Raw genomic sequence first — 24,492 nt, forward strand, 5'->3', positions numbered from 1 at the left:
TCCATATCCACGCCTTACGTTGAGTGTTCGGCGCGGATATACCGTCAGCTTTTCTGGAGTGCATCCCGAATTTCGACCAGCAGGTCCTTTTCAGATGGACCCTCGTCTTCGGCAGGGGCCTCCTCGGCCTCGCCCTCGGCCATTTCCTTCATCCGGTTCACGCCCTTGACCAGCAGGAAGACGACCCAGGCGACGATGATGAACTTGATCACGGCGTTGATGAAGTTGCCATACATGAACTGCGCGTCTCCGACGCCGACGCTCATGCTGGAAAAGTCGATGCCGCCCACAAAGAGGCCGATCAGCGGATTTACAAGATCGTCGACCATCGACGTTACGATGGCGGTAAAGGCCGCGCCCATGATGATCCCGACGGCCATGTCCATGACGTTGCCGCGCGCAATGAAGTCTTTGAATTCTTTAATCATTTCTTGTTTCCCTGTTAGTCGTCGCGTGGGGGTGCACACCCCCTCCGCATATGTGCACCCATGAAAGCATTGGTTTGCAACGGTTTTCCGCATATCTGGCAAGGAGTCGCCGAACAGGAGCCCAGAAATGACAGCGCTTGATGCCTTTCCGATCACAAAACGCTGGCCCGCAAAGGACCCCAGTGTGTTGCAACTCTATTCCTTCCCCACGCCGAACGGGGTGAAGGTGTCGATCGCTCTGGAGGAAATGGGCCTGCCCTATGAGGCGCACCGCGTCACGCTGGCGGATGCGGATGTGAAAAGCCCCGAATTCCTGTCGCTGAACCCCAACAACAAGATCCCGGCAATCATCGATCCCGATGGTCCGGATGGGGCCCCGATCGGGCTTTTCGAAAGTGGGGCGATCCTGCTCTATCTGGCGGAGAAGACCGGCAAGCTCATTGGCAAGACCGCTGCGGACAAGGCGCAGGTCACGCAATGGCTGATGTTCCAGATGGGCGGGCTGGGTCCGATGTTTGGTCAGATGGGGTTCTTCGTGAAGTTTGCGGGGGCCGAGATCGAAGACCCGCGCCCGCGTGAGCGCTATGTGAACGAGGCCAAGCGCCTGCTGAACGTGGTTGAAGGCCAGCTTGACGGGCAGGACTGGATTGCGGGCGATTTCTCCATTGCGGATATCGCCATTGCGCCCTGGCTGCGCGGGCTTGATTTCTACGGCGCGCGGGAGCTTGTGGGCTGGGACGATCACCCCAACACGGTTGCGTATCTGGAGCGGTTCCTCGCGAGGCCCGCGGTTGAGGTCGGCCTGAACATACCCCCGCGCGAGGGATGAATCTCGCACTGATCGGCTATGGCGCGATCGGGCAGGCGGTGGCCGCAGCCCTGCCCGAGGCGCAGCTTGGCATTTTGACCCGTACGCCGCGCCCATTACCGGGCGGGGCGGTGGCCTTGCCGGACCTTGGCGCGTTGCTCGGATTTAACCCCGATCTGGTGGTTGAAGCGGCCGGGCAGGACGCAGCGCGCGTCCTGGTGCCGGAGGTGCTTCGCCACGGGCGCGATGTCCTAATGGCGTCTGTTGGTGCAATGGCCGATCCGCAGACGGAGGCCGCGATGCGCGCGGCCCCGAGGGATGGGGCACACCTTCTGATCCCCGCAGGCGCGATTGGCGGTATCGATCTGGTCGCAGCGCTCGACAAATCCAAGCTGCGCGCGGTGCGCTACACCGGGTCCAAACCGCCCGCAGCCTGGGCCGGGAGCCCGGCCGCGGAGGGGCGGGATCTCTCGCGTCTGTCGGAGCCTGTGGTTCTGTTCGAAGGGTCAGCGCGGGAGGCGGCGTTGCGCTTTCCCAAGAACGCCAACGTGGCCGCGACGCTGGCCTTGGCGGGGGCCGGGTTTGACGACACCGAGGCGCGGTTGGTCGCCGACCCGAGCGCCCGCGGCAACCGCCATGCCTATACGGTGGAGGCCGACGGCGCGGAGGTGCGGTTCGAGGTCACCGCCCTGCCCGACCCATCGAACCCGGGCACGTCCGCGACCACGGCGCTGAGCCTGATCCGCGCGATCCGGAACCGCACGGATGCCATTGTGATCTGATTACTCGGCAGCCGCCGCGTGGCCTTCGGGCAAGGTGCCGGTCAGGACATAGCGCAACACCTCAACCACCTGCGCGGGCTGCTCGGCCACGGCGAGGGCGGCGGCGTGCACTTCCTTGAGCGCGTGCTGATGCTCCGGCGGGTTCAGCACGATGATCGACTTGCCAAGCGCGGCGGCATAGCCCGCGTCGAACGCCGCGTTCCACTGTTTGTATTTCTCGCCGAACCGCACGACCACGATGTCGGCATCCGCGATGCCCTTGCGGGTGCGGATCGCGTTGACCATCGCACCCTTGTGGTCATGCCAGTACTTGTTGGGCTCTGCGCCGAGGATCGCGACACCGCAATCATCAGACGCACCATGGTCGGTGACAGGGGCTGAGAACGTCACGTCCAGCCCTTTCGCGCCTTCGATGATCTGCTCACGCCAGTCGGTGTGAATTTCGCCCGACAGATAGATGTTCAAAGCCATGTCCCTCTCCCTCCGCATGGATGGGGCGTGGCTGCCCCCTTCAGTTCTGAAAATATCCCCGCAGGCGGTAAAAGCAACTTTGCCGCCCGCCTGCCGGTCCGCTAATACGGCGCAGCGGATCAGCCGCGCAGCACCCCGCCGGTGGCCTTTTCGACCTTGGCGACGATCTTTGCGGCGACCGCCTCGATCTCTTTCTCGGTCAGGGTCTGCTCGGTCGGCTCCATCCGCACGGTGATCGCGAGGGATTTCTTGCCCTCCCCCAGCGAGCCGCCGATGAATTCATCAAACACCCGGACATCCGTAATCAGGGTCTTGTCCGCCCCGGCGGCGGCGTTGGTCAGCGCGAGCGCCTCGACCTGCGCATCGACGACGAAGGCAAAATCCCGTTCAACCGGTTGCAGGTCACGCAGGGTGAGCGCCGGGCGGGTTGCGTTTGACTTGCGCGGCGCGGGAATTTCACCTGGCCACAAGGTAAAGGCCATGACGGGCCCCTTGAGGTCCATCGCGGCAACAACCTTCGGATGCACCTCGCCGAAGACGCCGAGCACCTTTTTGGGGCCGAGGCAGATCCGGCCATGGCGACCCGGATGCCACCAGGCATCCGCCGCGCGCAGAATCTGGACCTTGGCCGGTGCACCGATGGCGGACAGGATCGCCTCGGCATCCGCCTTCACATCATACACATCCACGGGCCGCGCCGCGCCATGCACGTCCTTGGGTCCGGTACGCCCGACCAGCAGGCCGGAAATGAGCGTGTCCTGATCCTCGGGCGCCGTGCCATGAAACACGGGGCCGACCTCGAACAGTGCCAGATCGAGGAACCCACGCGCCTGGTTGCGCGCCGCGGCCCGCATGAGCCCGGGCAGAAGCGCAGGGCGCATATGGCTCATTTCCGAGCTGATCGGGTTTTCCAGCGCGGTGGCATCGGTGCCGCCACCGAACAGGGCAGCGGCCTCCTGATCGATGAAGGAATAGGTCAGGCACTCGTTGTATCCCAAGGCTGCCGCCGTGCGGCGCGCCATGGCCTGACGGCGCTGGCCAAGGGTTTGAACAGGCTTGGGCACCCCGGTGGAGGGGCGCGGCAAGGGCTTGCCCACGAGCTTGGTCAGGGAGGCGACGCGCGCGACCTCCTCCACCAGATCGGCCTCACCCAGCACATCGGGACGCCAGCTTGGAACATGCGCCTGATCGCCTTCGAGCGTGAAGCCCAACGCCTGCAGCGTTGCGCGCTGTTCCTCTGCCGGAATGTCCATGCCCACAAGGCTTTGGACCCGGTCGGTATCGAGCCGGTAGGCCCGCGCCACATCCGGAAGCGCCCCGGCCACAACCACCTCGGAGGCCTCGCCGCCCGCGTGATCAAGGATCATCCTCGTGGCATGCTCCAACCCCTGCGGGGTCCAGTCCGGGTCGATCCCGCGTTCGAACCGGTAGCGCGCATCGGAATTGATGCGCAGCCCGCGCCCGGTATAGGCGGTGCGCACCGGGTCGAAATAGGCCGCCTCGACAAAGACATTCACCGTGTCTTCGGTCACGCCGGTTTCCAACCCGCCCATGATCCCTGCGATGCTCTCAGGGCCATTGTCATCGCCGATGATGACCATGCCGGGCTGGAAGGTGTATTCCTTCTCATCGAGGCCCATGAGCGTTTCCCCGCCCTTGGCCCGGTACAGCCGCAGGGCGTTTCCGGCAATCTTGTCGGCATCGAAAACGTGCAAAGGCCGGTTGCGGTCGTAGGTGAAGAAGTTTGTCACATCGACGAGGAAGCTGATCGGGCGCAGGCCGATGGCGCGCAGCAGGTCCTGCAGCCATTGCGGGGACGGTCCGTTCTTTACACCGCGGATCATGCGGCCATAGAAAACCGGTGCATCGTCCAGCGTGTCGGCATCGATGGTGACTGAGACGGGACACGGGAAGGTGCCCGGCACCGGGTCACAGTCGCGCGCGATCATCGAGCCCAGCCCGCGGGCGGCCAGATCGCGGGCAATCCCGCGCACACCAAGCGCATCGGGGCGGTTCGGCGTGATCGCGATCTCGATCACCGGGTCGACCTTGGCGGGGTCATGCTCGGCCAGCCAGTCGGGGAAGGTCTGGCCCATCTCGCCTTCGGGAAGTTCAATGATGCCTGTGTGTTCATCCGACAACTGCAATTCGCGTTCGGAGGCCATCATGCCATGGCTTTCGATCCCGCGGATCTTGCCGACGCCGATCGTCGTGTCGATGCCGGGCACGTAGACGCCGGGCCGGGCCACGACCACGGTGATGCCCTCGCGTGCATTGGGAGCACCGCAGATGATCTGGCTCGGCCCTTCACCGAAATCGACCTGACACACTTTCAGCCGGTCGGCCTCGGGGTGTTTCTCGGCGCTCAGCACTTTGCCGATCACGAAATCCGCAAGGCTTTCAGCCGGATTTTCAACGCCTTCGACCTCAAGACCGAGGTCGGTCAGCGCATAGAGGATGTCATCGAGAGAGGCGTCGGTTTCGAGGTGCGACTTGAGCCAGGACAGGGTGAATTTCATCGGGTCGGGTCCAGTGCGGATGGAGTTTTCTGGCGTCTTACCGGATGGCGTCGGGTGGTTAAAGGGGCTTGCCGCTTGTCATGATCCGGGCGCAGGCGGCCCTGAATGACCCCTTTTGCCTCAAATTTTCGTCGAATTGGGCCGCTATGCCTGTGTCGCCCGTAAAATCAACCGCTTGGACCCCCTGACCTGATGTTCAGTCTGCGCAGCATAATTCTTCCCCTCGCCTTTGGCGGCCTGTCCCTGATCGGGGTGGCGGGCGCTGCGTGGGTGGTCAGCGATACCCCGTCGCTGGACAAGATGATACTGCGCGCCGACCCGATTGCCTGGGCCAGCCGGGATACACGGCCCGGCGTCACACGTGTGCAGTTGGTGGGCGCGAAGGCGAGCAAGTGCAATCGCGGCTCCGGGCTCGCATCCGCGCGCAAGCTGGCGTGCAAGACGTCTGGCGTCGGCATGAAGAAGCGCGGCAACATCGTATTTGCAAAACCGCCGAAATAGGCACGATCGCCCCCGTCGACACGACCTGTTCCGGGCGCCTTGTTGCGTCCTTTTTTCTGCCACATTTTTGCCTAAGTTTCCGATCAGGAAACAATCAGTTAATAAATGGTTAACGGTGAATCTGCGTGGAGCAGGTCGGGAACGGGCGTACAATGAAACATGCAGCGCTGTTGCGGCGCGGCTCTGGTGGCATCGTCACCGAGCTGCTGATCGCCGCGATCGTCTTTGGCCTTTTGTTGATCCTTGTCGTGGATTTTGTCCTTCGCCACCAGACCACGCCAAGCGGCACTCTGTTGACCGAGCCTGCCCCTCCGCGCCTGATCTCCATCGACTGAGCCGCCATAGCGTTGTCACAGTCGTCTTGACCCCCGCATGTGGCGCCTGGGTCACAGTTTATCCCTTCAGCGCACGCGCATGAGGCAAGGATCGTTCTTTTATAGTTTATTTTCAGTGAATTAGACTGAACTTTTTCGCAGGGCTACACTGTCACGCTTGCCGGAACAATGCCCGGTTTGCCCCATGAATGGTTGCCGAATGACAGAAGGTCGTGAGTGCTGCCACATTTCGCCGCCGTTTCGCCACATTTCAACCCGACTCACGCCTTACGGCTTAAATTGTGGTTAACGGCGCTGCCACGGGCGAAAGCCAACGCCGAGCACCACCGATGCTCAAGGGACAGGGGACACCCTCATGATCAAACGGTTCTATCTCTCGGAGTCGGGCGCGGCTCGCAGTTCCATGGTTTTCGCAGCAGTGATGGGCCTGACCGCCATCGCGGTAATGTCGCAGTATTCAGGTCAGAACACGCAGCAGGCACAGGCGTTGCAGGACCTGTCGGGGACGCAATACCTGAGCAGCCAGAAACTGCAATAATGGCGCAGGCGTGACCGCCTGCCCTGCAACTTTCCCACCTAGCGGCTGAGACCACCGGCCAGCGTTGGTACATCCAGCGGGACGAACCCGTAATGGCGCAGCCACCGCAAGTCGGACTCGAAGAACGCGCGCAGATCGGGAATGCCGTATTTCAGCATCGCGATCCTGTCGATCCCCACACCGAACGCAAACCCCTGCCACTGGTCAGGATCGATCCCACCGGCCTGCAAGACCTTGGGATGCACCATGCCGGAGCCGAGGATTTCGAGCCAGTCGTCCCCCTCGCCCACCTTGAGTTGTCCACCCTCCCACGAGCAGCGGATGTCGACCTCTGCCGAGGGCTCCGTGAACGGGAAATGCGACGCGCGGAAGCGCAGTTCTACATGATCGACCTCGAAGAACGCGCTGACGAATTCCTCCAGTACCCATTTCAGGTTTGCCATGGAAATGTCCTTGTCGATGGCAAGGCCTTCGACCTGATGGAACATCGGCGTGTGGGTCTGGTCGTAATCGGAGCGATAGACGCCGCCCGGACAGATGACCCGCAAGGGCGCGCCGTGCGCCTGCATGGACCGGATCTGCACCGGTGAGGTGTGGGTGCGCAGCACCGGCGGGCGGTCTTCGGACCCCTCGGGCTGTTTCATGTAGAATGTGTCCATCTCCGCACGTGCGGGGTGGTGACCGGGCATGTTCAGCGCATCGAAATTGTACCAGTCGGATTCGATGCGGGGGCCTTCGGCGACGGCGAAGCCCATGTCCGCGAAGATCGTCGACACCTCCTCGGACACCTGAGAGACCGGGTGCAGTGTGCCGCGCGGGCGCGCACGCCCGGGCAGGGTCACATCGAGCCATTCGCTGCGCAGGCGTTCATCCAGCGCGGCATCATCCAGCGCGGCCTTCTTGGCCGAAAGGGCTGCGTTGATCTCATCCTTGAGCGCATTGAGCGCAGGACCGGCGACCTGCCGTTCCTCGGGCGTCATCTTGCCCAGTTCGCGCATCTTCAGGCTGACTTCGCCCTTCTTGCCGACAGCCGCGAGGCGCAGGGTTTCGAGCGCGTCCTGATCGCCCGCCTCGGCGATCGCGCCAAGGTATTTCGATTTCAGATCGTCCATCCTGCCCTCCGGCCTTGTCGGAGGCGAGGGGTAGCCAAGCAGACCGGGTTTTGCAAGCGCTGGTGCGGGGCCGCGCCCTTCAGGTGCGCAAGGCTTTCGCCAGGACGGCCCCTTCGGTCAGACGCAGGGCCGGCCTGGCCAGTGCGGACGGGACTTCTGCCTCGGGAAAGAGGGCCAGAAGTTCGGCCCGGATTTCCGGGGCCAGCGTGTCGAGCCCGCAGGGGCCGGGATGGAAGCTTTCGGACCAAGTTCCGTCTGCGCGAATGATCTGGTGGGTGTCAAAGAGGACGTGGCAGTAGGTCACCCAGCCACCGGGACGTCGGTACACCGTATCGCCATTGACCAGGGCGGCAGCGGGCACCAGCACCTCTGCGCTGCCAAACAGCATCTCTGCCTGCCAGCCGGTGACAAGCACGCGGTGCTGTGGCGAGACGGCCGTGTCGCGATCCGCCCCGAACTGGCCCTGTGCGATCACGATCGGGGCGAACGCGGCATCTGCCCGGACGCGGCGTCTGCCAACCCAGCGGACCGGTTGCGGACCGCTGTCGCGCGTGCAGACACCCTGCCCTGGTCGGAGGTCTTCAACTGGCCTGAGGCCCGTCGGCGTTTCGATCAGCGTGCCGGCCACGAAACAGATCACGCCCGAATTGCCCTGCGTGATCGGGACGGCGACAAGGGTTGTCGGGTTGGGCTGGTTAAACTGGAGCGAGTAAGTCGCCGCTTGTGGCCCGGTGGGCACGGCAAGGTTCGTGGAGACAGCCCCGGCTGCGGCCCCTTGCGTCGCGGTGATGTTCTGCGTGCCGCCACCGATGTCATAGAAATTCACGACCGTGCCGGTATCGATATTGGTCAACGCGGTGGCTTCGGCGTTTCCAGCGCTGCCACCATCGGGATCGGTCAGGACAAATCCGAAATTGCTGGACGAGATGGTGTAGACGTTCTCGTTGGCCGCCGCATCAAAGGTGACCTGCACGCCCGGATCGTCGAGCGCGACTTCAAGGATCAGCGATCCGTCAGCATTGTAAAAGCCGATCACAAAGTCCGCAGGATCCTCGGACGGGGCCAAGGCTACTTCGGCAAACTCGGCAACGCCCGAGTTGGCTGCATAGGCATTGGAATAGTGTAACTCGCTAATTCGGGCCATGACTGCTCTGGCGCCTCACTCTGATTATCAGGAAATCATAGCTCCCGAAGCGGTTTGGGTGAAGCCCGCGGATGCGCCTAAATCGGTACCGCGCGAAGTTTCGCTACGTTCTCAGCCAGCACCGCTGCCTCGCGCACACGCAGGCCGGGACGGGCCGCAGGGCCGTATGCGTCTGGGTTGCAGCGCAGTTCCGGGAACAGGCGCAGGACCTCTTCGCGGGTGGCGCGGGCCAATGTAGAGACCCCGACCGGACCGGGGTGGAAACTTTCGGACCAGGCCCCGTCCGCACGTACGATCTGGTGCGTGTCGAACAGGAGGTGGTGATAACGGACTTCGCCCCCGGTTCTGCGATAGACCGTCTCGCCGTTGACCAGACCGATGGCCGGCACAAGCACCTCCGCCTCGCCGAAGAGCATCTCAGCCTGCCAGACACGCACCAGCATGCGATGCTGGGGCGAGACGGCGGTGTCCCGCAAGGCCCCCAGCACGCCCCTCGTGACGACAACCGGGGCAAGGTCGCCTTGGGCAACCACGGTGCGCGCGCCCACCCAGGCCAGCGGTTGCGACCCGTTATCAAGCGTTGTGACCAGGTCCCCCGCAACGAGGTCTTCGACGGGGCGAGGCCCGTGGGGCGTGTCGATGAGTGTCCCGGTGGTGAAGCAGATCACGCCGGAATTCCCCAGGGTCAATGGGCCGTAGACCAGTTGATCCGGGTTGGGCTGGTTGAACTGAAGCGAGTAGTTGGCAAAGATCGGTTTCGTCGGCGTCGGCAGGTTCGTCGATTGCGCGCCTTCGGCGGCGCCGGTGCGCGCTTCGATCGGGGAAGATCCGCAGCCAATATCGTAGAAGTTGATCACCTCGCCGTTCGCGGTGTTGGTCAGGGCGATGCCTTCGGCGTTGTAATCCTCGAAAAACGGGATGTCCGGGTCGCTGATCTGGAACGGGAAGTCGCAGGACTGGATGACATAGACGTCCTCTGTCGCATCCCTGTCACAGAAGACCTGCACGCCCGGTTCGGTCAGGGCCACCTCCAGGATGAGGTCTCCGCTCTGGCTGTAGAAACTGACGGTGAAGTCCGAAGGATCGGTGCCTTTGGGCAGCGCGACCTCGACGAATTCAGGGACACCGCTGAAAAAGGCATAGATGTTGGAGTAGTGAAGTTCACTGATACGCGCCATGCCGGCCACCCGTTAAAATACACCTTTCAAGGGTATCAGTCCGGGCCGCAGCGCGCCGAGATCGGCATGGCTTTGGCGCTGCGATTGGATGCGGATTCAGCAACCCGGCGCGCGCATGCGCCGTGTTGTGGTTGATCTGTGGACAATCGGGGGGTGCAAACGGGCGCTCCGCCACTTTCCCAACAAAATATCGACCGAGTCGCGCCTCACACGTTAAGCGCGACTGTGGACAACCTGTGGGTAGTCCACCCGGACAACGCGAAAAGACCGCGCTGGAGGCGCGGCCTTTGGTCAGATCCGAGCGTGTGTCTGGCTCAGGCCAGCGCGGCTTTCGCCTTCTCGACGATCGCGCCGAATGCTTCGGGCTCATGCACAGCCAGATCGGCGAGCACCTTGCGGTCCACTTCGATGCCAGCCAAGCCGAGGCCGTTGATGAACTTGGAATACGTCAGCGCCTCATCATGGCTGCGGACAGCCGCGTTGATCCGCTGGATCCACAGCGCGCGGAACTGCCGCTTGCGCTGCTTGCGGTCGCGGGTTGCATACTGGTTCGCCTTGTCGACGGCCTGCGTGGCGGTGCGGAAGGCGTTCTTGCGGCGGCCATAGTAGCCCTTGGCGGCTTTGATGACCTTCTTGTGACGGGCGTGGGTGACGGTTCCACCTTTGGTGCGGGACATCTCTCAGACCTCCTTAACGCGAATACGGCATGTAAGATTTCACCAGCTTTTCATCCGGCCCGGTCAGCGTGGTCGTGCCACGTGCGTTGCGGAGGAACTTGTTGGTGCGTTTGATCATGCCGTGGCGCTTGCCGGCCTGACCGGCCTTCACGCGGCCCTTGGCCGTCACTTTGAAGCGCTTCTTGGCGCTCGACTTCGTCTTCATCTTGGGCATTTGCGTCTCCTGTCGTCTACGCTTGTTCACCCGACTCGGCATGCCACTGTGGCCGGCACGGGTGTTTGAGAGCGTGCGTGTACGCCACTCGCCCCATCTTCGCAAGCCCCCTTGCGGCCGAAGCTGGCCGCCGGTGCGGTTCAGCCGGGCTCGGTCGCGAAGATCAGGCGTTCCTCGCACGGGGCAACCCGCAGGATGTTGGTGGAGCCGGGCTGGTTGAACGGCACACCGGCGACAACGATAATCTGGTCGCTCTCTTCGGCAAAGCCTTCGGTGCGCGCGGCGCGGGCGGCGGCAACGACGGCCATCTTGAACCGGTCCACTTCTGCCGTGATGACACAATGCGCGCCCCAGCTCAGGCACAGGCGCCGCGCCGTGCCAAGACGCGAGGTCAGCGCGATAATGGGCACGCGCGGTTTCTCGCGGCTGACCTTGAGCGCAGTGGTGCCGGATTCGGAAAAACAGCAGATGGCGGTGATACCGCTGGTTTTCTCGGCGATCTGGCGGGCCGCGGAGACAATGCCGTCTGCCACGGTCGACTGCGTCTCGGGGCGGGATGCCTCGATGATCATGCGATAGGTCGGATCGGTTTCGACCTCTACCGCGACATCGTTCATGGTGCGCACGGCGTCCACCGGATAGTCACCTGCGGCGGACTCCGCACTGAGCATCACCGCATCCGCACCCTCGTAGATCGCGGCGGCCACGTCGGACACCTCGGCCCGAGTGGGCATCGGCGAGGTGATCATCGATTCCAGCATCTGCGTGGCGACGATGACCGGCTTGGCCTGCGCGCGCGCCCCGCGTACAAGACGCTTCTGGATCGGGGGCACTTTCTGCACCGGCAGTTCGACACCCAGATCCCCGCGCGCCACCATGATGCCGTCGGACACCTCGAGGATCGCGTCATAGGCAGCCACGGCTGCCGGTTTTTCGATCTTGGACAGAATCGCAGCCCGGCCACCGGCCAGTTCCCGCGCCTCCTGAACGTCTTCGGGCCGCTGCACGAAGCTGAGCGCCAGCCATTCGACCCCGATGGTGCAGACAAACTCAAGATCAGCCCGATCCTTGTCGCTGAGCGCGGCCAGCGGGAGCACCACATCGGGGACGTTCACGCCCTTGCGGTTGGAAATCAGCCCCCCGACCACGACCTCGGTATCCGCATAGTCGGACCCGCACGCTGTCACCTTCAGGACGATCTTGCCATCGTTGACCAACAGGCGCGCGCCGGGTTCGAGCGCATCGAAAATCTCCTTGTGCGGGAGCGTCACCCGGGTGGCGTCGCCCATCTCGTCCTTGAGATCGAGGCGGAAGCCCTGGCCGGGCTCCAGCATCTCGCCACCTTCGGCAAACTCGCCCACGCGCAATTTGGGTCCCTGCAAATCGGCCAGGATGCAGATCGGACGACCGGTATCCTTTTCGACCTGCCGGATGATCTCGTGGCGGGCGCGCACATCGTCGTGGCTGCCATGGCTCATGTTCAGCCGGAACACATCCGCGCCGGCGTCAAACAGCGCCCGGATGGTTTCATAGTCGCTGGAGGATGGCCCCAGCGTGGCGACGATCTTGAGGTTGCGATGACGTCTCATACGTGCTCCATAGCCAGCTTATGTTAGCGGTATCATGTGCGCCGTGCTGCCTCCAGCCTGAAAATGCTGCCATGCAGCAGTGTTCCCCGGCGGTCACGCCCGCGGAACACTGGCATCCGGCGACGGACCCCGCTATGCGCAAGGGATGGATACCGGACGTGACATCGAGATGACAGCAGACATGCGGGTGCCGCCGTTCGTGGAGGTCGCGGGCCCCGAAGACGCGCGATGGGTGATCATCTGCGACCATGCCCGCAACCGCGTCCCGCCGGAGGTGGCAGGGGGCGACCTGGGCCTGCCTGCCGACGACATGGCACGTCATATTGCCTTTGATCCGGGGTCCGAAGGGGTGACGCGCGCGCTGGCGACGGCGCTGCGGGCTCCCGCGATCCTGTCGACCTTTTCGCGGCTAGTGATCGATCCGAACCGGGGTGAAGATGACCCGACGCTTCTGATGCGGCTTTATGACGGGACGATCATTCCCGCCAACCGCCATGCTGACCCGACCGAACGCGAAAGACGGCTGGAGCTGTTTCACCGGCCCTACCACGGGGCGGTGTGGCGGGTCCTGAACCAGCACCCGGACGCGATGCTGGTTTCCATCCATTCGTTCACGCCGCAACTCAGGGGGCGCCCGCCACGGCCCTGGCATGTCGGCGTCCTGTACGCCGAGGACACCCGTCTGGCAGAGCCGCTTTTGCATGTGCTCGAAGCGCAGGATGACTTGTGCGTCGGGGACAACAAGCCGTATTCCGGGCATCTGCCAGGCGACACGATGGACCGTCACGGGGTCAAGACCGGGCGCCCGCATGTCTTGATCGAGGTGCGAAACGACCTCATTTCAACGCCAGAACAGCAAGAGGCCTGGGGGTTACGCCTGGCCGGTATACTGACGCAGGCCGCCGCACTCATGGCCGCAGACTAGGGAGAGAGAGACTATGGACGACCAGACACGGATCGAACTGGAAGCCGCTGCCTTCCGCGCGTTGCGCGCGCATCTGATGGAAGAGCGCACGGACGTGCAGAACATCGACATGATGAACCTTGCCGGGTTCTGCCGAAACTGCCTGAGCCGCTGGTACCAGGAGGCCGCCGCCGAGAAAGGCATCGAGATGTCCCAGACCGAAGCGCGCGAGACGTTCTACGGCATGCCGATGTCGGAGTGGAAGGCGAAGTACCAGACCGATGCGAGCCCCGAAAAACAGGCCGCGTTCGAGACCGCCTTCAAGGAAAACGTGACCGACAAAGGTTGAATGGGGCGCGTCAGTCCTCGATCTTGTGGGTGATGATGACCTCCAGCGGGTCGTCATCCTCCTCGTCCTCCGTGACCTTCTGCTTGCGACGCTTTTTCCAGAGCCACGCGGCGACCCCCATGATCGTGCCCCCCAGGGCAACGATCATGGCGTGAACGGCGGACACGTCCTCCGAAACCATCACAAGGCGGCTCCAGAGCGAGATTTCGACCGGAATCTCCTCCCTGAAGACATGAATCTGCACCGGGGGCAGGTCGTCGGTCCCTTTCGAAATCAGCGCCTGCACATCCAGCGTCAGCACCCGGGTTTCGCCAAAGGCGGTCGGCTTGACGGTCCACACCCATTTGACCGACCGGTCAGGCAACACCGTGCGCAACTGCGGCCCCGAAGGTGAGATGTCGAAGTCCAGACCGCTCAACTCCGCCTGCATGCGCGTGGAAAACTGCACATCCTCAACAACCCGCGTGCGCCCCGCGAGTTCGGGTGAAAGACCAATCGCCTCCGCCTGCTCTTGCGGGCCCGCCGTGTCCGGCAAGGCGCCGAGGTTTCCGACCTCGTCCGGGGCCAGCACCAGTTCCACCAGAACCTCCTGCCCGAAGGTCATTGTATCGGGCCGGTTGAAGGCCAGGTCGGCATCTTTCAGCTGCGAGATCAGCGTTGCGCCTTCGGGCGTGTCCTCCGCCCGCGGCGGGGGGCAGGTCACGAACATCTCCATCTCGACGCCGCCAATCGTGTAGGTCTCCTTGCAACCGCCAAGCGTCACCGAGCGGGTGTTTGCGATGTCCGAAAGCTCCGAGGTGAGACCGCCCGCCTCTGGCGTGGGCTCTGGCGGCACCGGAATTCCGGTGACCGCGACGCCCAGTTCGACAAGGGATTCGTAGACCCCGATTTGCGCTGCCTGTTCCGCGGTCGGTTGCAACGTGATCGGCACGCGCACCAGACCGTTGAACAGACTGGGCCCGGCGCCCGAAACTTCGAACGCGCCAAGCGTGACCTTGTGCGCAATGACCTGAAACCCTTGAGCGCCCATGGCCGGGGCCACAAGGGCGAAGACGTCGATGGTGTCGCCCGGACGGAGTTGCCCTGCCAGATCAATCGGAACGTGCGCCATGAACAGCTTGCCTTGCGCGGCCGTTCCGCCGCCGGCGTATTGCGCCGTTTGGCCCAAATTCGGGTTCACTGGCGCGACCGACCCACCGGTTGCGCCGATCCTGCCGTCATTCAGACCGCTGAGTTCGGAGTTCAGGTCGTCGAAGCGGCTCTCGGCAAGCTGGCGTCCAGACGGGATCAACACCGCACCAAGGGCAACGGCGACGACGAGAAGGATCAAACCAACCGCGAATGCCTTAACAGCACGCATGAGTGTATCCAAAATCCTGAAGCAATACGGTTTAGTGAACAACAAGGACCACAGAATCTCAAGTCTACGGTCGTTGCGTGATCCGCCCGTTAGAGGTGCACCCGACGCCTGTTGGTAAATGATGCCTGACCCGATGAGGCATCATGTGCTGCCGCCGCCAGATCTCTGAGCGGAAAAGACAACACTTGATTTCTCGGGCCGGGCGCAGACTACTTGGAGCGCCCCGCACGCGGGAACTTATCTATGTCATTCGTTTCACAGGTTAAGACATGCAGTCACCGAGCCAGCTTATCACCACCCATGCCGACGATCTGAAAGCCCAGGAGGCAGAGGCAGGGACATGGTGGCGGCGCGCCTTGATCGGCGGAACGGGTTTGATCCTGATCGCGGCTATCGGGGGTGCGACCGGCTTGAACGATATCGTGGTTAGCCTGGCCTTTATCCTTGGCGCAGGGACCATCTTTTTCTTCATGCGAAAACGGGACGAGGCCCAGGACCTGGCGGCGGAACGTCTGGAATTTGACAGGCCGGAACTCTACGGGCTTCTGGGCCAGCAGGATGAAGAGGTCGACGAACAGAATGAAAGACTGCGCCACCTGAGCCGCGAGATCGTGTCCCTCAAGCGAATGCGGATGGTGCGCAACCGGGCCAGGTATTCAGAAGTGACGGGCATCCTGATCGGGTCCATTGCCGTGACTTTCCTGGTCTGGTTCGGCTTTTCGCTCGAAGACTTCCTGAGCATCTACCATGGCGATACCGACCACAGCGAGGACTACATTGAAGCCTACGAGGCCGAGGTCGTCTCCATCGGGCTCGTTGGTTTGGTCCTGTTCGGTTGGGCCATCACCCGGTTCCGGTCGGCGCGCAGTGCGCGACGGGAACATGACAGGCTGGAGCTTGAACACGATGTCATCCCGGTGGAGGCAAAGGCGGATATCTCGCGCGCGCGGAAACTCCTGCTGACCAACCAGCGCAACCTGAGCAGCTATTACGCCATCAACCGCTTCAACAGCCGCGTGACGATAGCCGTGGCGATCCTGTGCGTGGTCGCCGGGATCGGGATCACGGTCTGGACCATCCAGGCAATTATCGGGACGAACGTGACCGAAGAAGGCTCCAAACTCATGGTTGCGGCGGTCGGGGCTGCGAATGCCATCATGATCAACGTGGTCGCGGCCATTGTGCTGCGAATTCAGGCGACGATCTCGTCCAACGTGAATGCCTTCCACGACCGGCTGGTGCGCAGCCATGATATCTTTTTGGCGAATGTCATCGCGGCGGAGATTGACGACGATGTCGTCCGGCGCGAGACCCTGGCCTCAATCTCAAAGGCGATTGGCCTGCGGGGGACGTCCTCCAACGCTGGCAAGAGCAGCAATGGGGCGGACAAACCCAAGAAGTAGCCCGAAGGCAGTCACGGCTTCGCAGGCGTGCCGGTCAGGTCGAACCCGCTCAGACCGCCTTGGCGCGGCTTTCGTCGAGGTAGATCTCGCGTAGACGGGTGGCGACGGGACCGGGTTTTCCATCGCCCACCTGGGCACCATCCACCTCGACCACCGGCATGACAAAGGTCGAGGCGGACGTGATGAAAGCCTCCTGCGCGTTCTGGGCTTCTTCTATCGTGAAGGGGCGTTCCTCGACCTTCATCTGGGCTTCGCGCGCGAACCGCAGGACGGCGGCCCGCGTGATCCCGTGCAGGATTTCCGTGCCGAGATGACGGGTCACGATGGTACCGTCCCTCGTCACGATATAAGCGTTGTTGGAGGTGCCTTCGGTAACGGCCCCATCTTCGACCATCCACGCGTCCTCGACGCCAGCGGCCTTGGCCATCATCTTGCCCATAGAAGGGTAGAGCAACTGGACCGTCTTGATATCGCGGCGGCCCCAGCGCGCATCGGGGATGGAAATCACGCGGATGCCAGTCTGGACCACGGGCGTGTCGGCGATGGATTTCGACTGGGTGAACAGCACGAGGGAGGGTTTGACCTCCGCCGGATAGGCGAAATCGCGATCTGCCGCGCCGCGCGTGACCTGTAGGTATACCATGCCTTCGGTCACCTCGTTACGGGCCACGAGTTCGCGATGGATCTCCAGCAACTCGTCCATGGTCACGGGCGCGGGCATTTCCAGTTCCGACAAGGACCGTTCCAGCCGCTTGGCATGGCCTTCGAAGTCGATCAGCTTGCCTTCGAGGACGGACGTGACCTCGTAGACGCCATCGGCAAACAGGAAGCCCCGGTCGAACACGGAGATCTTCGCCTCCTCTTCGGGCACATACTCTCCGTTGACGTAAACGATGCGGCTCATGGGGCGGTCCTCCGATCTGGTTGGGGCGATATGGCGGCGCACGAGCGATCGGGTCAAGCGCCATGTTGCATCTCGCGGGGACGCGCCGCAGGGTGGTGGGATGGACGGAGCACTTTCCTGGGACGCAGTGGTACATATGCGGGAAACGCCAATTGCGGTGGCGGTCGCACAGGCCGACGCGCGCAAGGGCGACTACCGGGCGCACCCCGTGGATCTGAACGGCCCCGCACAGGCGGAGCCGCTGGTTGAAGTCACCGGCCTGGGGATCGCAGGGGCCAACCACTATTACCGCGCAGACAATCCGCCCTACTACGCGCAAATCGCGGGCAGCGTTGAGGGACTTTGGCTGCGCGCGGGTGTTGCCGAGCGCCTGGCGCGCGTGCAGGCGCGGATAGCCGGGTTGGGCCTGTCTTTATGGGTCTATGACGCGTGGCGACCGGTGGCGGTTCAGAACACTTTCCATGACCGGTGGATGCCGGACTACCTGCGGCGTACGCGCGGGCTGGAAGGCGAAGCCCTGTGGGCCGAGGTTGGGCGATACTGGGCGCGCGGCGCACAGGACGGGGTGATTGATCCGCTGTCTCCACCGCCACACGCAACCGGGGGTGCGGTCGATCTGACCCTGCGCGATCGGTTCGGAGCCCCGCTGCACATGGGTGCGATTTTCGACGATGTGACAGCGGTTTCCAACACCGCGCATTTCGAGACCGCGCCGAAGGATGCGAGTTTTTCCGATCTGGAGGCGCGTGCGAACCGGCGGTTGCTGTTTCATCTTATGAGCGCCGAGGGGTTGGTGAACAACCCGACAGAGTGGTGGCATTTCAGCTATGGTGACCAGATGTGGGCGCGGATCACCGGCGCAGAAGCTGCCGTCTATGGGCCCGCACACCCGGGCGCGGCCACCTGAACACAACGCATAATGGCGCCCGCGGGGGCGCCATTGCACGGCAAGCCGAAAAAAACCGGGCCTGGTTGTTATTGACGAACGATGCCGATGGCCATGCTTTCGGAGAACGTCAGGGCCACCTTGTCGCCCGGAGAGAGGTTTGCCGCAAAGGCGCGCCCGTCTTCTGTTTCGACGACAGCCGAGCGCAAATGTCCGTCGGAGTCGCGCAGTGTCGCAACGAAGGTCTCGGCATCGTAGGACACGAGTTCCAGAACACGCGTGACCGCAACGACATCAACCGCCCCGGGTTTCTCGCCCTCGACTGCCGATCCCTCGAGTGCGGCAACGGAGTCGTTCTCGCCTGGCTGCGCCATCCGCGCGACGAGGCCGAGGCTGTAGACCGCGCGGACGGTATCTCCGACGGCGATCTGGTCGAAATTCCTGACTTCGGGGCCAGCGACGATGACCTGGGTCGCGCCGTTTTCCGGGTCACGCAGGGTGATTTCGCGTGTATCCGCGTCGATTGCAGCGACCGTTGCATCAATTTCAACGGTGAGATTGCGTTCGGCGGTCTGGGCCGCGGCAAGGGATGGCAGCAGCCAGAGCAGACAGGCGAGTATTCTGAGAAGAGTCATGGGTGATGTGTCCTATGTGAGAGTGTGCACGACGTTCAGATGCCCCAAGTCGGAGCACGGGCGCAACCCGGTGCCCGGACCGGGCCTCTCAGCCGCGTTGCTCTCGGAACCGCAGCGTCGCGTCTCCAGCGTCATCGGTCAGAACAAGGAACTCACCGGTGCGCGCGTATCCTGTGCTGGCTTCAAGCGCACGGATCATGTCGTCATCCAGCTTCATACGGTCCGGAGGGCAGGCCATGCGTGTCCCTGCAAGCGGCCCGGACAAGCTGAACGCCCCGTTGGCCACGGTCACTTTGCCCCGAAACCGGTTACAGCCCCCGTAAAGGCCAAGCCCGCCTTCTGCGTCGATGGTCATGGTCGGAGGATCATCCACGTCCTTGACCTGACCGCCAATCTCGACCACCTGCCACGCCAGTCCGACCACACCGTCACCGGGGGTGGCAGCATCAGCGCCATGCGACATCTTTTGCAGAACAATCTCGATCTCTGACGGGGCGTCGCGGGTCAGGACCGGATAGGCGGTTGTGGTCCGAAAGATAACCTCTCGCCGGGAGGTAATCTGCGCCGCCACCGTGTAGGTGTGGCGATCATCGATCAGGTCCGGATCATAGGACAGGCTGACTTCGAATGGCACCTTGTCCATCCGGAACCGTTGCTGGCTCAGCTGGACGGCGGCGACATCCATCAGGGAGGTATCCAGAAGTGAAACGCTGAGTTCCGCATCCGGTGGCAGGGCGATCCGTTCCAGGTAAGTCACGGTCACGCTGAGGTTCCGCTCGTCAGCCTGCATGGGTGCGGCAAGCCCAAGGCCGGCTAGACAGGCTGCGATCAGGGTGCGCGGCAGGAGTGTCAAGGCGTCCTCCGGGTTGGTGCGTCACGGCCGTCAGGCGGCAAGGCCCTTGGAGCCCATCGAGAGGAATTTCGTGCGCCGATCCCGAACAAGCTGTGCCGGGTCACGCCCGACCAGATCAGCAAGCATACCAGAAACCGCGCGCCCGACATTGGCGATGGCCTCGTCCTTGTGGCGTTGCGCGCCGCCGACGGGTTCCGAGATGATCCGGTCGATGACGCCAAGCGTCATCAGGTCCTGCGCCGTCAGGCGCAGCGCTTCGGCGGCTTCCTTCATTTTCTCGGCATCCTTCCACAGGATGGAGGCGCAACCCTCGGGCGAAATGACCGAATAGATCGAGTGCTCCAACATGGCGAGCCGGTTTGCGGTGGCAAACGCGACGGCCCCGCCGGAGCCGCCCTCGCCGATGATCACAGAGATGAGCGGAACGCGCAGTTGCAGGCACTTTTCCGTGGACCGCGCGATGGCCTCCGATTGTCCGCGTTCTTCGGCGCCCTTGCCGGGATATGCGCCGGGCGTATCTACCAGCGTGATGACAGGCAAACCGAAGCGATCGGCAATATCCATAAGGCGGATCGCCTTGCGATACCCCTCGGGGCGGGCCATGCCGAAGTTGCGTTCGATGCGCGACTTGGTGTCATTGCCCTTTTCGTGGCCGATCACGACCACCGGTGTGTCGTCGAACCGGGCCAGACCCCCCATCACCGCATGGTCATCGGCAAAGTTTCGATCGCCTGCCAGCGGCGTATACTCGGTGAACAGCTCGTCAATGTAGTCTTTGCAATGGGGCCGGTCCGGATGCCGTGCGACCTGGCATTTCTGCCATGGCGTCAGATCCTCGTAGAGATCGACGAGCAGCTTGGCCGCTTTCTCGTCAAGCGCCGTGACCTCTTTGTCGATATCCATCTTTTCGGAGGTGTTGGCGAGCGCGCGGAGTTCCTCCGCCTTGCCTTCGATCTCTGCCAGCGGTTTTTCGAATTCGAGGTAGTTCTGCATAGCGCCGTGCTCCGGGTCGTTGCCCGCCTATATGGCCGCGTGCAGCAGGTGATGCAACCGCTGCGAAAAGAACCGGTACTGCGCGAAAGGCCTGGCAGGGGCTGAGGGACTCGAACCCACGACCCTCGGTTTTGGAGACCGATGCTCTACCAACTGAGCTAAACCCCTAAGGCCAAGCGGAGGGGTATGGCGGATCGCGTGGGAAATCAAGGGCGCTTTTCACCCTTTTGCCGGGGCAGTGCCTTGCAACTGCCGCCTCGGCGGACGATCTTGCGGAGATGCATCCGATGCCACTGCATATCCAAGACCCCGAAGTGCTTCTGGCCGCGGCGCCCTGGAACCTCGATGCGACGCGCCTTGCCGAGGCACCGATCGACGTGCCGACGATGCTCGCCCCCGAGGAGCGCCGCTTCTACCACTGGGTCGGGGAGGAATGGGCGCGGGACGCCGGTGCCATCGTCGAGCTTGGGGCGTTTGCCGGTGGCGGCACGGCGCGTCTGGCCGCCGGGGTGGCGGCGCGTGGCGGCACGCAGAAAGTCCACGCCTATGACAGGTTTGGCGCGAATGAACAGGCAAAGCGGCGGTTGCTTTACCCGGCCGGGGTCGCGCCCTTCGAAGGCGAAGACATTCTCGGGGTTGCGCAGGGCTTTCTGGCCCCATGGGCCGACCGGGTCGAACTGCATCCCGGCGAGATCGAAGAGCTTGGCTGGCAGGGTGACGATATCGAGGTGCTGGTTGTGGATGCAGGCAAGAAGGCGACCACCCTCGACCAGATCGCGCGGCAGTTCTACGGCGCGCTGATCCCCGGGCGCAGCCTGCTGATCCAGCAGGATTTCCTGCACTGGAAGCAACCATGGCTGACGGCGCAAATGTCGTTGCTGGGCGATTGCCTGCGACCGGTCGGTTTTGCCCGAGACCATACGGTCGCTTTTCTGTGCACGGCTCAGATCACCCCCACAAGGCTGCAAGCTGCGCGACTTGTCGGGTTGAGCGACGAAACGCTGATCGCGCATATCGAGCGCATGCGGGACGCGTTGGCCGACTGGGGATTTTCGGACCGGTTTGACCGCAGCATTGCGGCGTTGATCGCCTCCCCCAACGTTCGGACGGCGTGGCAAATGCGCAAACCGCGCGGCTAGCTCGGGTCCGCGCGGCAATAGACGTGTTTGACCGCTGTGCCGATATCCGGCACCCGGACGAAGCCCTGTTTTGCAAGCCCTTCAAGCAAGGCAGCTGTCTTTTCCGCGCCGAACCGCTTGGGGTGCAGTTCGATGATGATCGCCCGCACCGTGTCCAGATGGGCACCAGGCAACACGTCATACTCACCGCCCTCGATATCGCACGACAGCACGGTTGGCTTGAACTCAGCCATCAGCGCATTGATCCCGAGGGTTGGCACCGTCACCTTCTCCGCCGCCGCGTCGTTCTTGCCGAAGACGGAGGAATTCCAGTTCCGCGGGCGGACATAGAACGGTGCAGCGCCGGTCGCCTCTCCGCCAATGACAAGGCCGTGGCGCAAATCGACGGTGACTTCGTTGAGGGCGTAGGTTGTGCGCAAATGAGGCAGAATGCGCGGGCTTGCTTCCACCGCCATGACCGCGCGCACCCCCCTTGTGCGCGCCGCAAAGGTCGATGTCAGACCGTGACAGGCCCCAAGGTCCAGCACCCGGTCCCCGGCGCGTAACTGTGAATTCAGGCCTGCGATCTCGAAATGCTCATACCGGCCACTCCGGAACTGTTCCGCAATGAAAGGGTCCACGACGTTCGGAGTGATGGGAAGGCGCACACCATGCAGCTCTACGATTTCCATGTCAGCGTTTTCTTTCGCGGCTCCGGCACAACGCATGAGTGACCTATTTGGGCCTGCCCGAAAAGAGCCTATTCCATGCAAGTCGCGTGGATCGGGGGCCGATGCGCCCCGGCCTTCAGCAAAAAAAAGCGACGTCCCCAAGGACGCCGCCGAGCACTGATAAAAATACGAGGTTGGGTTCGGTTACCCATCAATGATAGCGCGGAGACGCTCTTCGGGGCGACCGGCGGAGAGGTCGCTCACGTCAACGCTAAGAATTTCAACCTTCTGAGCATCGGTCAGCTCCGAAGTGTCCACCTCAATGTTGTACTCACCGAGTTTCGCGGCGACCAGTTCGTCGGTGCCGGACTCAGGGATTGCATCCGCAACCGCTTCGGCCGCGTCCGTGGCCGCATCTACGGTGGTGTCGGCTGCACTTTCGGCAGCGGCTGCAACAGCGGCCGCATCTTCGGCCAGTGTGTTGGCGTCTGCAGGCACCTGACCTTCGTAGTTGACGATGGTGGCCAACTGCTCGGGGATGTTGGTCGTTTCGTTCAGGTCGAGGCTGTGGACCTCGGTCAGCTGGGCTGCCGACAGCGTCGACGCGTCCACTGGCACACCATACTCGTTCAGCGTGGCCTGAACGTCGTTGATCAACTGCGGGCTATTGGCCAGAGCGATCGAGGAAGAAGCAATGACAAGTGCGGTCGTGGCTGCAAAAAAGCGTTTCATATGTGCATCCTTTCTGTTGGTCCGGCGAGAGTGTTCCTCGCCTTCCCTTGATCAACCCGCCTCGTATGGTCCGGTTCCGAAGATCCAGAAAAAATTTTTAAGACATTGTTTTGAAAAGAATTATTCTTCTCCACACAAAAAAAGAACGCCCGAAGGCGCTCTTTCAGTGCTGCATGCGGGCCGGATTTCTCCGGCCCTGCGCGATGTGGTTACTCGATGATCTTGGAGACGACGCCGGCGCCGACGGTGCGCCCGCCTTCGCGGATGGCGAAGCGCAGGCCGTCTTCCATCGCGATCGGCGCGATCAGCTCGACACCGAACTTCAGGTTGTCGCCCGGCATCACCATCTCGGTGCCTTCCGGCAGCGTCACAGTCCCGGTCACGTCCGTCGTACGGAAGTAGAACTGCGGGCGGTAGTTGGCGAAGAACGGCGTGTGACGGCCCCCCTCTTCCTTGGTGAGGATGTACGCCTCGGCCTCGAACTTCGTGTGCGGGGTCACAGAGCCCGGCTTGCACAGGACCTGCCCGCGCTCAACGCCTTCGCGGTCCACACCACGCAGCAGCGCGCCGATGTTGTCGCCCGCCTCACCGCGGTCCAGCAGCTTGCGGAACATTTCCACACCCGTGCAGGTCGTCTTGGTGGTGTCGCGGATGCCGACGATCTCGATCTCATCACCCACGTTGATCACGCCACGCTCGACACGACCGGTCACAACCGTGCCGCGGCCCGAGATCGAGAACACATCCTCGATCGGCATCAGGAACGGCTGGTCCACCGCGCGCTCGGGCGTGTCGATATACTCGTCCACAGCCGCCATCAGCTCGGCGATCTTCTGCTCGCCGATCTCCGGATCACGCCCCTCGAGGGCGGCCAGCGCGGAGCCCGCGATGATCGGAATGTCGTCACCCGGGTACTCGTAGCTTTCCAGAAGCTCGCGGATCTCCATCTCGACGAGCTCCAGAAGCTCCTCGTCGTCGACCTGGTCGACCTTGTTCATGAAGACGACCATCTTCGGGATGCCAACCTGGCGGCCCAGCAGGATGTGCTCGCGCGTTTGCGGCATCGGGCCGTCCGCGGCGTTCACCACGAGGATCGCGCCGTCCATCTGCGCCGCACCGGTGATCATGTTCTTGACGTAGTCGGCGTGGCCGGGGCAGTCGACATGCGCGTAGTGACGGGCGTCCGTCTCGTACTCCACGTGCGCCGTCGAGATCGTGATCCCGCGCGCCTTCTCCTCAGGCGCGCCGTCAATCTCGTCATACGCCTTGAAGTCGCCAAACTGCTTCGTGATCGCCGCCGTAAGCGTCGTCTTGCCGTGGTCAACATGCCCAATCGTGCCGATGTTAACGTGCGGCTTGGTACGCTCAAACTTTTCCTTTGCCATGAT

General features: G+C 62.9%; 27 protein-coding genes and 1 tRNA gene. 10 read left to right on the forward strand and 18 right to left on the reverse strand.

Annotation, left to right across the window (positions count from 1 at the left end; all coding sequences use genetic code 11):
• Window positions 1–44 precede the first annotated feature (44 nt).
• Entirely contained in the window at window positions 45–428 is a 384-nt protein-coding gene (gene mscL / locus ACP15N_RS19275) for a large conductance mechanosensitive channel protein MscL (protein WP_425093943.1), read from the reverse strand.
• A gap of 127 nt (window positions 429–555) precedes the next feature.
• Between mscL and ACP15N_RS19280 the strand changes: the two genes are divergently transcribed.
• Both ACP15N_RS19280 and ACP15N_RS19285 read left to right on the forward strand, forming a co-directional pair.
• Window positions 556–1,257 carry a glutathione S-transferase family protein gene (locus ACP15N_RS19280; RefSeq protein WP_425093944.1) on the forward strand — a complete coding sequence of 234 codons (702 nt, stop codon included), beginning with the start codon at window positions 556–558 and terminating at the stop codon, window positions 1,255–1,257.
• Window positions 1,254–2,018 (forward strand): aspartate dehydrogenase, encoded by a 765-nt coding sequence (locus ACP15N_RS19285; RefSeq protein ID WP_425093945.1) that lies wholly within the window; start codon window positions 1,254–1,256, stop codon window positions 2,016–2,018. Before ACP15N_RS19280 ends, ACP15N_RS19285 begins: the two co-directional genes overlap by 4 nt.
• On the opposite strand, the gene ACP15N_RS19290 is transcribed toward ACP15N_RS19285, so the two are convergent.
• Together ACP15N_RS19290 and pheT are read right to left on the reverse strand one after the other, a co-directional pair.
• The gene (locus ACP15N_RS19290; RefSeq protein ID WP_425093946.1) at window positions 2,019–2,489 is read right to left on the reverse strand and encodes a YtoQ family protein; all 471 of its coding nucleotides are present in this window, start codon (window positions 2,487–2,489) and stop codon (window positions 2,019–2,021) included. It abuts the gene before it with no gap.
• A 119-nt stretch (window positions 2,490–2,608) separates the two neighbouring features.
• Window positions 2,609–5,008: a phenylalanine--tRNA ligase subunit beta gene (pheT, locus tag ACP15N_RS19295; protein WP_425093947.1), complete on the reverse strand. Its 2,400-nt coding sequence runs from the start codon at window positions 5,006–5,008 to the stop codon at window positions 2,609–2,611.
• 192 nt (window positions 5,009–5,200) lie between these two features.
• On the opposite strand from pheT, the gene ACP15N_RS19300 reads away from it, so the two are divergent.
• The 3 genes from ACP15N_RS19300 to ACP15N_RS19310 all read left to right on the forward strand — a co-directional run bounded on the left by ACP15N_RS19300 (window position 5,201) and on the right by ACP15N_RS19310 (window position 6,382).
• Window positions 5,201–5,509, forward strand: coding sequence for a hypothetical protein (locus ACP15N_RS19300; protein WP_425093948.1), 309 nt, complete (start codon window positions 5,201–5,203; stop codon window positions 5,507–5,509).
• 152 nt (window positions 5,510–5,661) lie between these two features.
• Window positions 5,662–5,844, forward strand: a complete 183-nt coding sequence (locus ACP15N_RS19305) for a hypothetical protein (RefSeq protein ID WP_425093949.1) — start codon at window positions 5,662–5,664, stop codon at window positions 5,842–5,844.
• Between the two features lie 355 nt (window positions 5,845–6,199).
• A complete protein-coding gene (locus ACP15N_RS19310) occupies window positions 6,200–6,382 on the forward strand; it encodes a hypothetical protein (protein ID WP_425093950.1) in 183 nt (60 codons plus the stop codon).
• Window positions 6,383–6,420: 38 nt separating this feature from the next.
• Here the strand turns inward: ACP15N_RS19310 and pheS are convergent, their stop codons facing one another.
• The 6 genes from pheS to pyk form a co-directional block, all read right to left on the reverse strand.
• Complete coding sequence (pheS, locus tag ACP15N_RS19315) at window positions 6,421–7,494, reverse strand: phenylalanine--tRNA ligase subunit alpha (protein ID WP_425093951.1); 1,074 nt, start codon at window positions 7,492–7,494, stop codon at window positions 6,421–6,423.
• 79 nt (window positions 7,495–7,573) lie between these two features.
• On the reverse strand, window positions 7,574–8,638 hold the full coding sequence (locus ACP15N_RS19320; RefSeq protein ID WP_425093952.1) for a Hint domain-containing protein: 1,065 nt from the start codon (window positions 8,636–8,638) through the stop codon (window positions 7,574–7,576).
• A gap of 77 nt (window positions 8,639–8,715) precedes the next feature.
• On the reverse strand, window positions 8,716–9,816 hold the full coding sequence (locus ACP15N_RS19325; protein WP_425093953.1) for a Hint domain-containing protein: 1,101 nt from the start codon (window positions 9,814–9,816) through the stop codon (window positions 8,716–8,718).
• Between the two features lie 314 nt (window positions 9,817–10,130).
• The gene (rplT, locus tag ACP15N_RS19330) at window positions 10,131–10,493 is read right to left on the reverse strand and encodes a 50S ribosomal protein L20 (protein WP_425093954.1); all 363 of its coding nucleotides are present in this window, start codon (window positions 10,491–10,493) and stop codon (window positions 10,131–10,133) included.
• Window positions 10,494–10,506: 13 nt separating this feature from the next.
• On the reverse strand, window positions 10,507–10,707 hold the full coding sequence (gene rpmI / locus ACP15N_RS19335) for a 50S ribosomal protein L35 (RefSeq protein ID WP_425093955.1): 201 nt from the start codon (window positions 10,705–10,707) through the stop codon (window positions 10,507–10,509).
• A 140-nt stretch (window positions 10,708–10,847) separates the two neighbouring features.
• Window positions 10,848–12,296, reverse strand: a complete 1,449-nt coding sequence (gene pyk / locus ACP15N_RS19340; protein ID WP_425093956.1) for a pyruvate kinase — start codon at window positions 12,294–12,296, stop codon at window positions 10,848–10,850.
• Between the two features lie 181 nt (window positions 12,297–12,477).
• Here pyk and ACP15N_RS19345 point away from each other — a divergent pair, with 181 nt between their 5' ends.
• On the forward strand, window positions 12,478–13,221 hold the full coding sequence (locus tag ACP15N_RS19345; RefSeq protein ID WP_425093970.1) for an N-formylglutamate amidohydrolase: 744 nt from the start codon (window positions 12,478–12,480) through the stop codon (window positions 13,219–13,221).
• A gap of 13 nt (window positions 13,222–13,234) precedes the next feature.
• Window positions 13,235–13,549, forward strand: a complete 315-nt coding sequence (locus ACP15N_RS19350) for a DUF1244 domain-containing protein (RefSeq protein WP_425093957.1) — start codon at window positions 13,235–13,237, stop codon at window positions 13,547–13,549.
• Window positions 13,550–13,559: 10 nt separating this feature from the next.
• Here the strand turns inward: ACP15N_RS19350 and ACP15N_RS19355 are convergent, their stop codons facing one another.
• Window positions 13,560–14,909 (reverse strand): hypothetical protein, encoded by a 1,350-nt coding sequence (locus ACP15N_RS19355; RefSeq protein ID WP_425093958.1) that lies wholly within the window; start codon window positions 14,907–14,909, stop codon window positions 13,560–13,562.
• A gap of 269 nt (window positions 14,910–15,178) precedes the next feature.
• On the opposite strand from ACP15N_RS19355, the gene ACP15N_RS19360 reads away from it, so the two are divergent.
• On the forward strand, window positions 15,179–16,312 hold the full coding sequence (locus tag ACP15N_RS19360; protein ID WP_425093959.1) for a hypothetical protein: 1,134 nt from the start codon (window positions 15,179–15,181) through the stop codon (window positions 16,310–16,312).
• A 49-nt stretch (window positions 16,313–16,361) separates the two neighbouring features.
• Here the strand turns inward: ACP15N_RS19360 and ACP15N_RS19365 are convergent, their stop codons facing one another.
• Window positions 16,362–17,216: a D-amino-acid transaminase gene (locus tag ACP15N_RS19365; RefSeq protein WP_425093960.1), complete on the reverse strand. Its 855-nt coding sequence runs from the start codon at window positions 17,214–17,216 to the stop codon at window positions 16,362–16,364.
• 100 nt (window positions 17,217–17,316) lie between these two features.
• Here ACP15N_RS19365 and ACP15N_RS19370 point away from each other — a divergent pair, with 100 nt between their 5' ends.
• On the forward strand, window positions 17,317–18,123 hold the full coding sequence (locus ACP15N_RS19370) for a M15 family metallopeptidase (RefSeq protein ID WP_425093961.1): 807 nt from the start codon (window positions 17,317–17,319) through the stop codon (window positions 18,121–18,123).
• A 68-nt stretch (window positions 18,124–18,191) separates the two neighbouring features.
• On the opposite strand, the gene ACP15N_RS19375 is transcribed toward ACP15N_RS19370, so the two are convergent.
• The 4 genes from ACP15N_RS19375 to ACP15N_RS19390 all read right to left on the reverse strand — a co-directional run bounded on the left by ACP15N_RS19375 (window position 18,192) and on the right by ACP15N_RS19390 (window position 20,751).
• Window positions 18,192–18,737 carry a hypothetical protein gene (locus ACP15N_RS19375; RefSeq protein WP_425093962.1) on the reverse strand — a complete coding sequence of 182 codons (546 nt, stop codon included), beginning with the start codon at window positions 18,735–18,737 and terminating at the stop codon, window positions 18,192–18,194.
• Between the two features lie 88 nt (window positions 18,738–18,825).
• The gene (locus ACP15N_RS19380) at window positions 18,826–19,590 is read right to left on the reverse strand and encodes a YbaY family lipoprotein (RefSeq protein ID WP_425093963.1); all 765 of its coding nucleotides are present in this window, start codon (window positions 19,588–19,590) and stop codon (window positions 18,826–18,828) included.
• A 30-nt stretch (window positions 19,591–19,620) separates the two neighbouring features.
• The gene (locus ACP15N_RS19385; protein ID WP_425093964.1) at window positions 19,621–20,583 is read right to left on the reverse strand and encodes an acetyl-CoA carboxylase carboxyltransferase subunit alpha; all 963 of its coding nucleotides are present in this window, start codon (window positions 20,581–20,583) and stop codon (window positions 19,621–19,623) included.
• A 92-nt stretch (window positions 20,584–20,675) separates the two neighbouring features.
• Window positions 20,676–20,751: transfer RNA gene (locus ACP15N_RS19390), tRNA-Trp, on the reverse strand.
• A gap of 119 nt (window positions 20,752–20,870) precedes the next feature.
• Between ACP15N_RS19390 and ACP15N_RS19395 the strand changes: the two genes are divergently transcribed.
• Complete coding sequence (locus ACP15N_RS19395; RefSeq protein ID WP_425093965.1) at window positions 20,871–21,722, forward strand: hypothetical protein; 852 nt, start codon at window positions 20,871–20,873, stop codon at window positions 21,720–21,722.
• On the opposite strand, the gene ACP15N_RS19400 is transcribed toward ACP15N_RS19395, so the two are convergent.
• From ACP15N_RS19400 to tuf, 3 genes are all read right to left on the reverse strand, one after another.
• The gene (locus ACP15N_RS19400; RefSeq protein WP_425093966.1) at window positions 21,719–22,393 is read right to left on the reverse strand and encodes an FkbM family methyltransferase; all 675 of its coding nucleotides are present in this window, start codon (window positions 22,391–22,393) and stop codon (window positions 21,719–21,721) included. The genes ACP15N_RS19395 and ACP15N_RS19400 overlap by 4 nt on opposite strands.
• Window positions 22,394–22,576: 183 nt before the next feature.
• Window positions 22,577–23,104 carry a hypothetical protein gene (locus ACP15N_RS19405; protein WP_425093967.1) on the reverse strand — a complete coding sequence of 176 codons (528 nt, stop codon included), beginning with the start codon at window positions 23,102–23,104 and terminating at the stop codon, window positions 22,577–22,579.
• 209 nt (window positions 23,105–23,313) lie between these two features.
• Window positions 23,314–24,489 (reverse strand): elongation factor Tu, encoded by a 1,176-nt coding sequence (tuf, locus tag ACP15N_RS19410; RefSeq protein WP_425092103.1) that lies wholly within the window; start codon window positions 24,487–24,489, stop codon window positions 23,314–23,316.
• Window positions 24,490–24,492 lie beyond the last annotated feature (3 nt).

It is taken from the genome of Tropicimonas sp. S265A, assembly GCF_049800835.1.
Taxonomy (GTDB): domain Bacteria; phylum Pseudomonadota; class Alphaproteobacteria; order Rhodobacterales; family Rhodobacteraceae; genus Dinoroseobacter.

Coding starts and splice junctions, on each gene's coding strand:
- pheS (WP_425093951.1), bottom strand. CDS start 7,494: ATGGACGATCTGAAATCGAAATACCTTGGCGCGATCGCCGAGGCGGGC.
- pyk (WP_425093956.1), bottom strand. CDS start 12,296: ATGAGACGTCATCGCAACCTCAAGATCGTCGCCACGCTGGGGCCATCC.
- ACP15N_RS19285 (WP_425093945.1), top strand. CDS start 1,254: ATGAATCTCGCACTGATCGGCTATGGCGCGATCGGGCAGGCGGTGGCC.
- ACP15N_RS19365 (WP_425093960.1), bottom strand. CDS start 17,216: ATGAGCCGCATCGTTTACGTCAACGGAGAGTATGTGCCCGAAGAGGAG.
- ACP15N_RS19345 (WP_425093970.1), top strand. CDS start 12,478: ATGCGGGTGCCGCCGTTCGTGGAGGTCGCGGGCCCCGAAGACGCGCGA.
- ACP15N_RS19400 (WP_425093966.1), bottom strand. CDS start 22,393: ATGGAAATCGTAGAGCTGCATGGTGTGCGCCTTCCCATCACTCCGAAC.
- ACP15N_RS19325 (WP_425093953.1), bottom strand. CDS start 9,816: ATGGCGCGTATCAGTGAACTTCACTACTCCAACATCTATGCCTTTTTC.
- ACP15N_RS19385 (WP_425093964.1), bottom strand. CDS start 20,583: ATGCAGAACTACCTCGAATTCGAAAAACCGCTGGCAGAGATCGAAGGC.
- ACP15N_RS19350 (WP_425093957.1), top strand. CDS start 13,235: ATGGACGACCAGACACGGATCGAACTGGAAGCCGCTGCCTTCCGCGCG.
- rplT (WP_425093954.1), bottom strand. CDS start 10,493: ATGTCCCGCACCAAAGGTGGAACCGTCACCCACGCCCGTCACAAGAAG.
- ACP15N_RS19300 (WP_425093948.1), top strand. CDS start 5,201: ATGTTCAGTCTGCGCAGCATAATTCTTCCCCTCGCCTTTGGCGGCCTG.
- ACP15N_RS19360 (WP_425093959.1), top strand. CDS start 15,179: ATGCAGTCACCGAGCCAGCTTATCACCACCCATGCCGACGATCTGAAA.
- ACP15N_RS19395 (WP_425093965.1), top strand. CDS start 20,871: ATGCCACTGCATATCCAAGACCCCGAAGTGCTTCTGGCCGCGGCGCCC.
- ACP15N_RS19305 (WP_425093949.1), top strand. CDS start 5,662: ATGAAACATGCAGCGCTGTTGCGGCGCGGCTCTGGTGGCATCGTCACC.
- rpmI (WP_425093955.1), bottom strand. CDS start 10,707: ATGCCCAAGATGAAGACGAAGTCGAGCGCCAAGAAGCGCTTCAAAGTG.
- ACP15N_RS19375 (WP_425093962.1), bottom strand. CDS start 18,737: ATGACTCTTCTCAGAATACTCGCCTGTCTGCTCTGGCTGCTGCCATCC.
- mscL (WP_425093943.1), bottom strand. CDS start 428: ATGATTAAAGAATTCAAAGACTTCATTGCGCGCGGCAACGTCATGGAC.
- tuf (WP_425092103.1), bottom strand. CDS start 24,489: ATGGCAAAGGAAAAGTTTGAGCGTACCAAGCCGCACGTTAACATCGGC.
- ACP15N_RS19370 (WP_425093961.1), top strand. CDS start 17,317: ATGGACGGAGCACTTTCCTGGGACGCAGTGGTACATATGCGGGAAACG.
- ACP15N_RS19310 (WP_425093950.1), top strand. CDS start 6,200: ATGATCAAACGGTTCTATCTCTCGGAGTCGGGCGCGGCTCGCAGTTCC.
- ACP15N_RS19355 (WP_425093958.1), bottom strand. CDS start 14,909: ATGCGTGCTGTTAAGGCATTCGCGGTTGGTTTGATCCTTCTCGTCGTC.
- ACP15N_RS19320 (WP_425093952.1), bottom strand. CDS start 8,638: ATGGCCCGAATTAGCGAGTTACACTATTCCAATGCCTATGCAGCCAAC.
- ACP15N_RS19280 (WP_425093944.1), top strand. CDS start 556: ATGACAGCGCTTGATGCCTTTCCGATCACAAAACGCTGGCCCGCAAAG.
- ACP15N_RS19290 (WP_425093946.1), bottom strand. CDS start 2,489: ATGGCTTTGAACATCTATCTGTCGGGCGAAATTCACACCGACTGGCGT.
- ACP15N_RS19405 (WP_425093967.1), bottom strand. CDS start 23,104: ATGAAACGCTTTTTTGCAGCCACGACCGCACTTGTCATTGCTTCTTCC.
- pheT (WP_425093947.1), bottom strand. CDS start 5,008: ATGAAATTCACCCTGTCCTGGCTCAAGTCGCACCTCGAAACCGACGCC.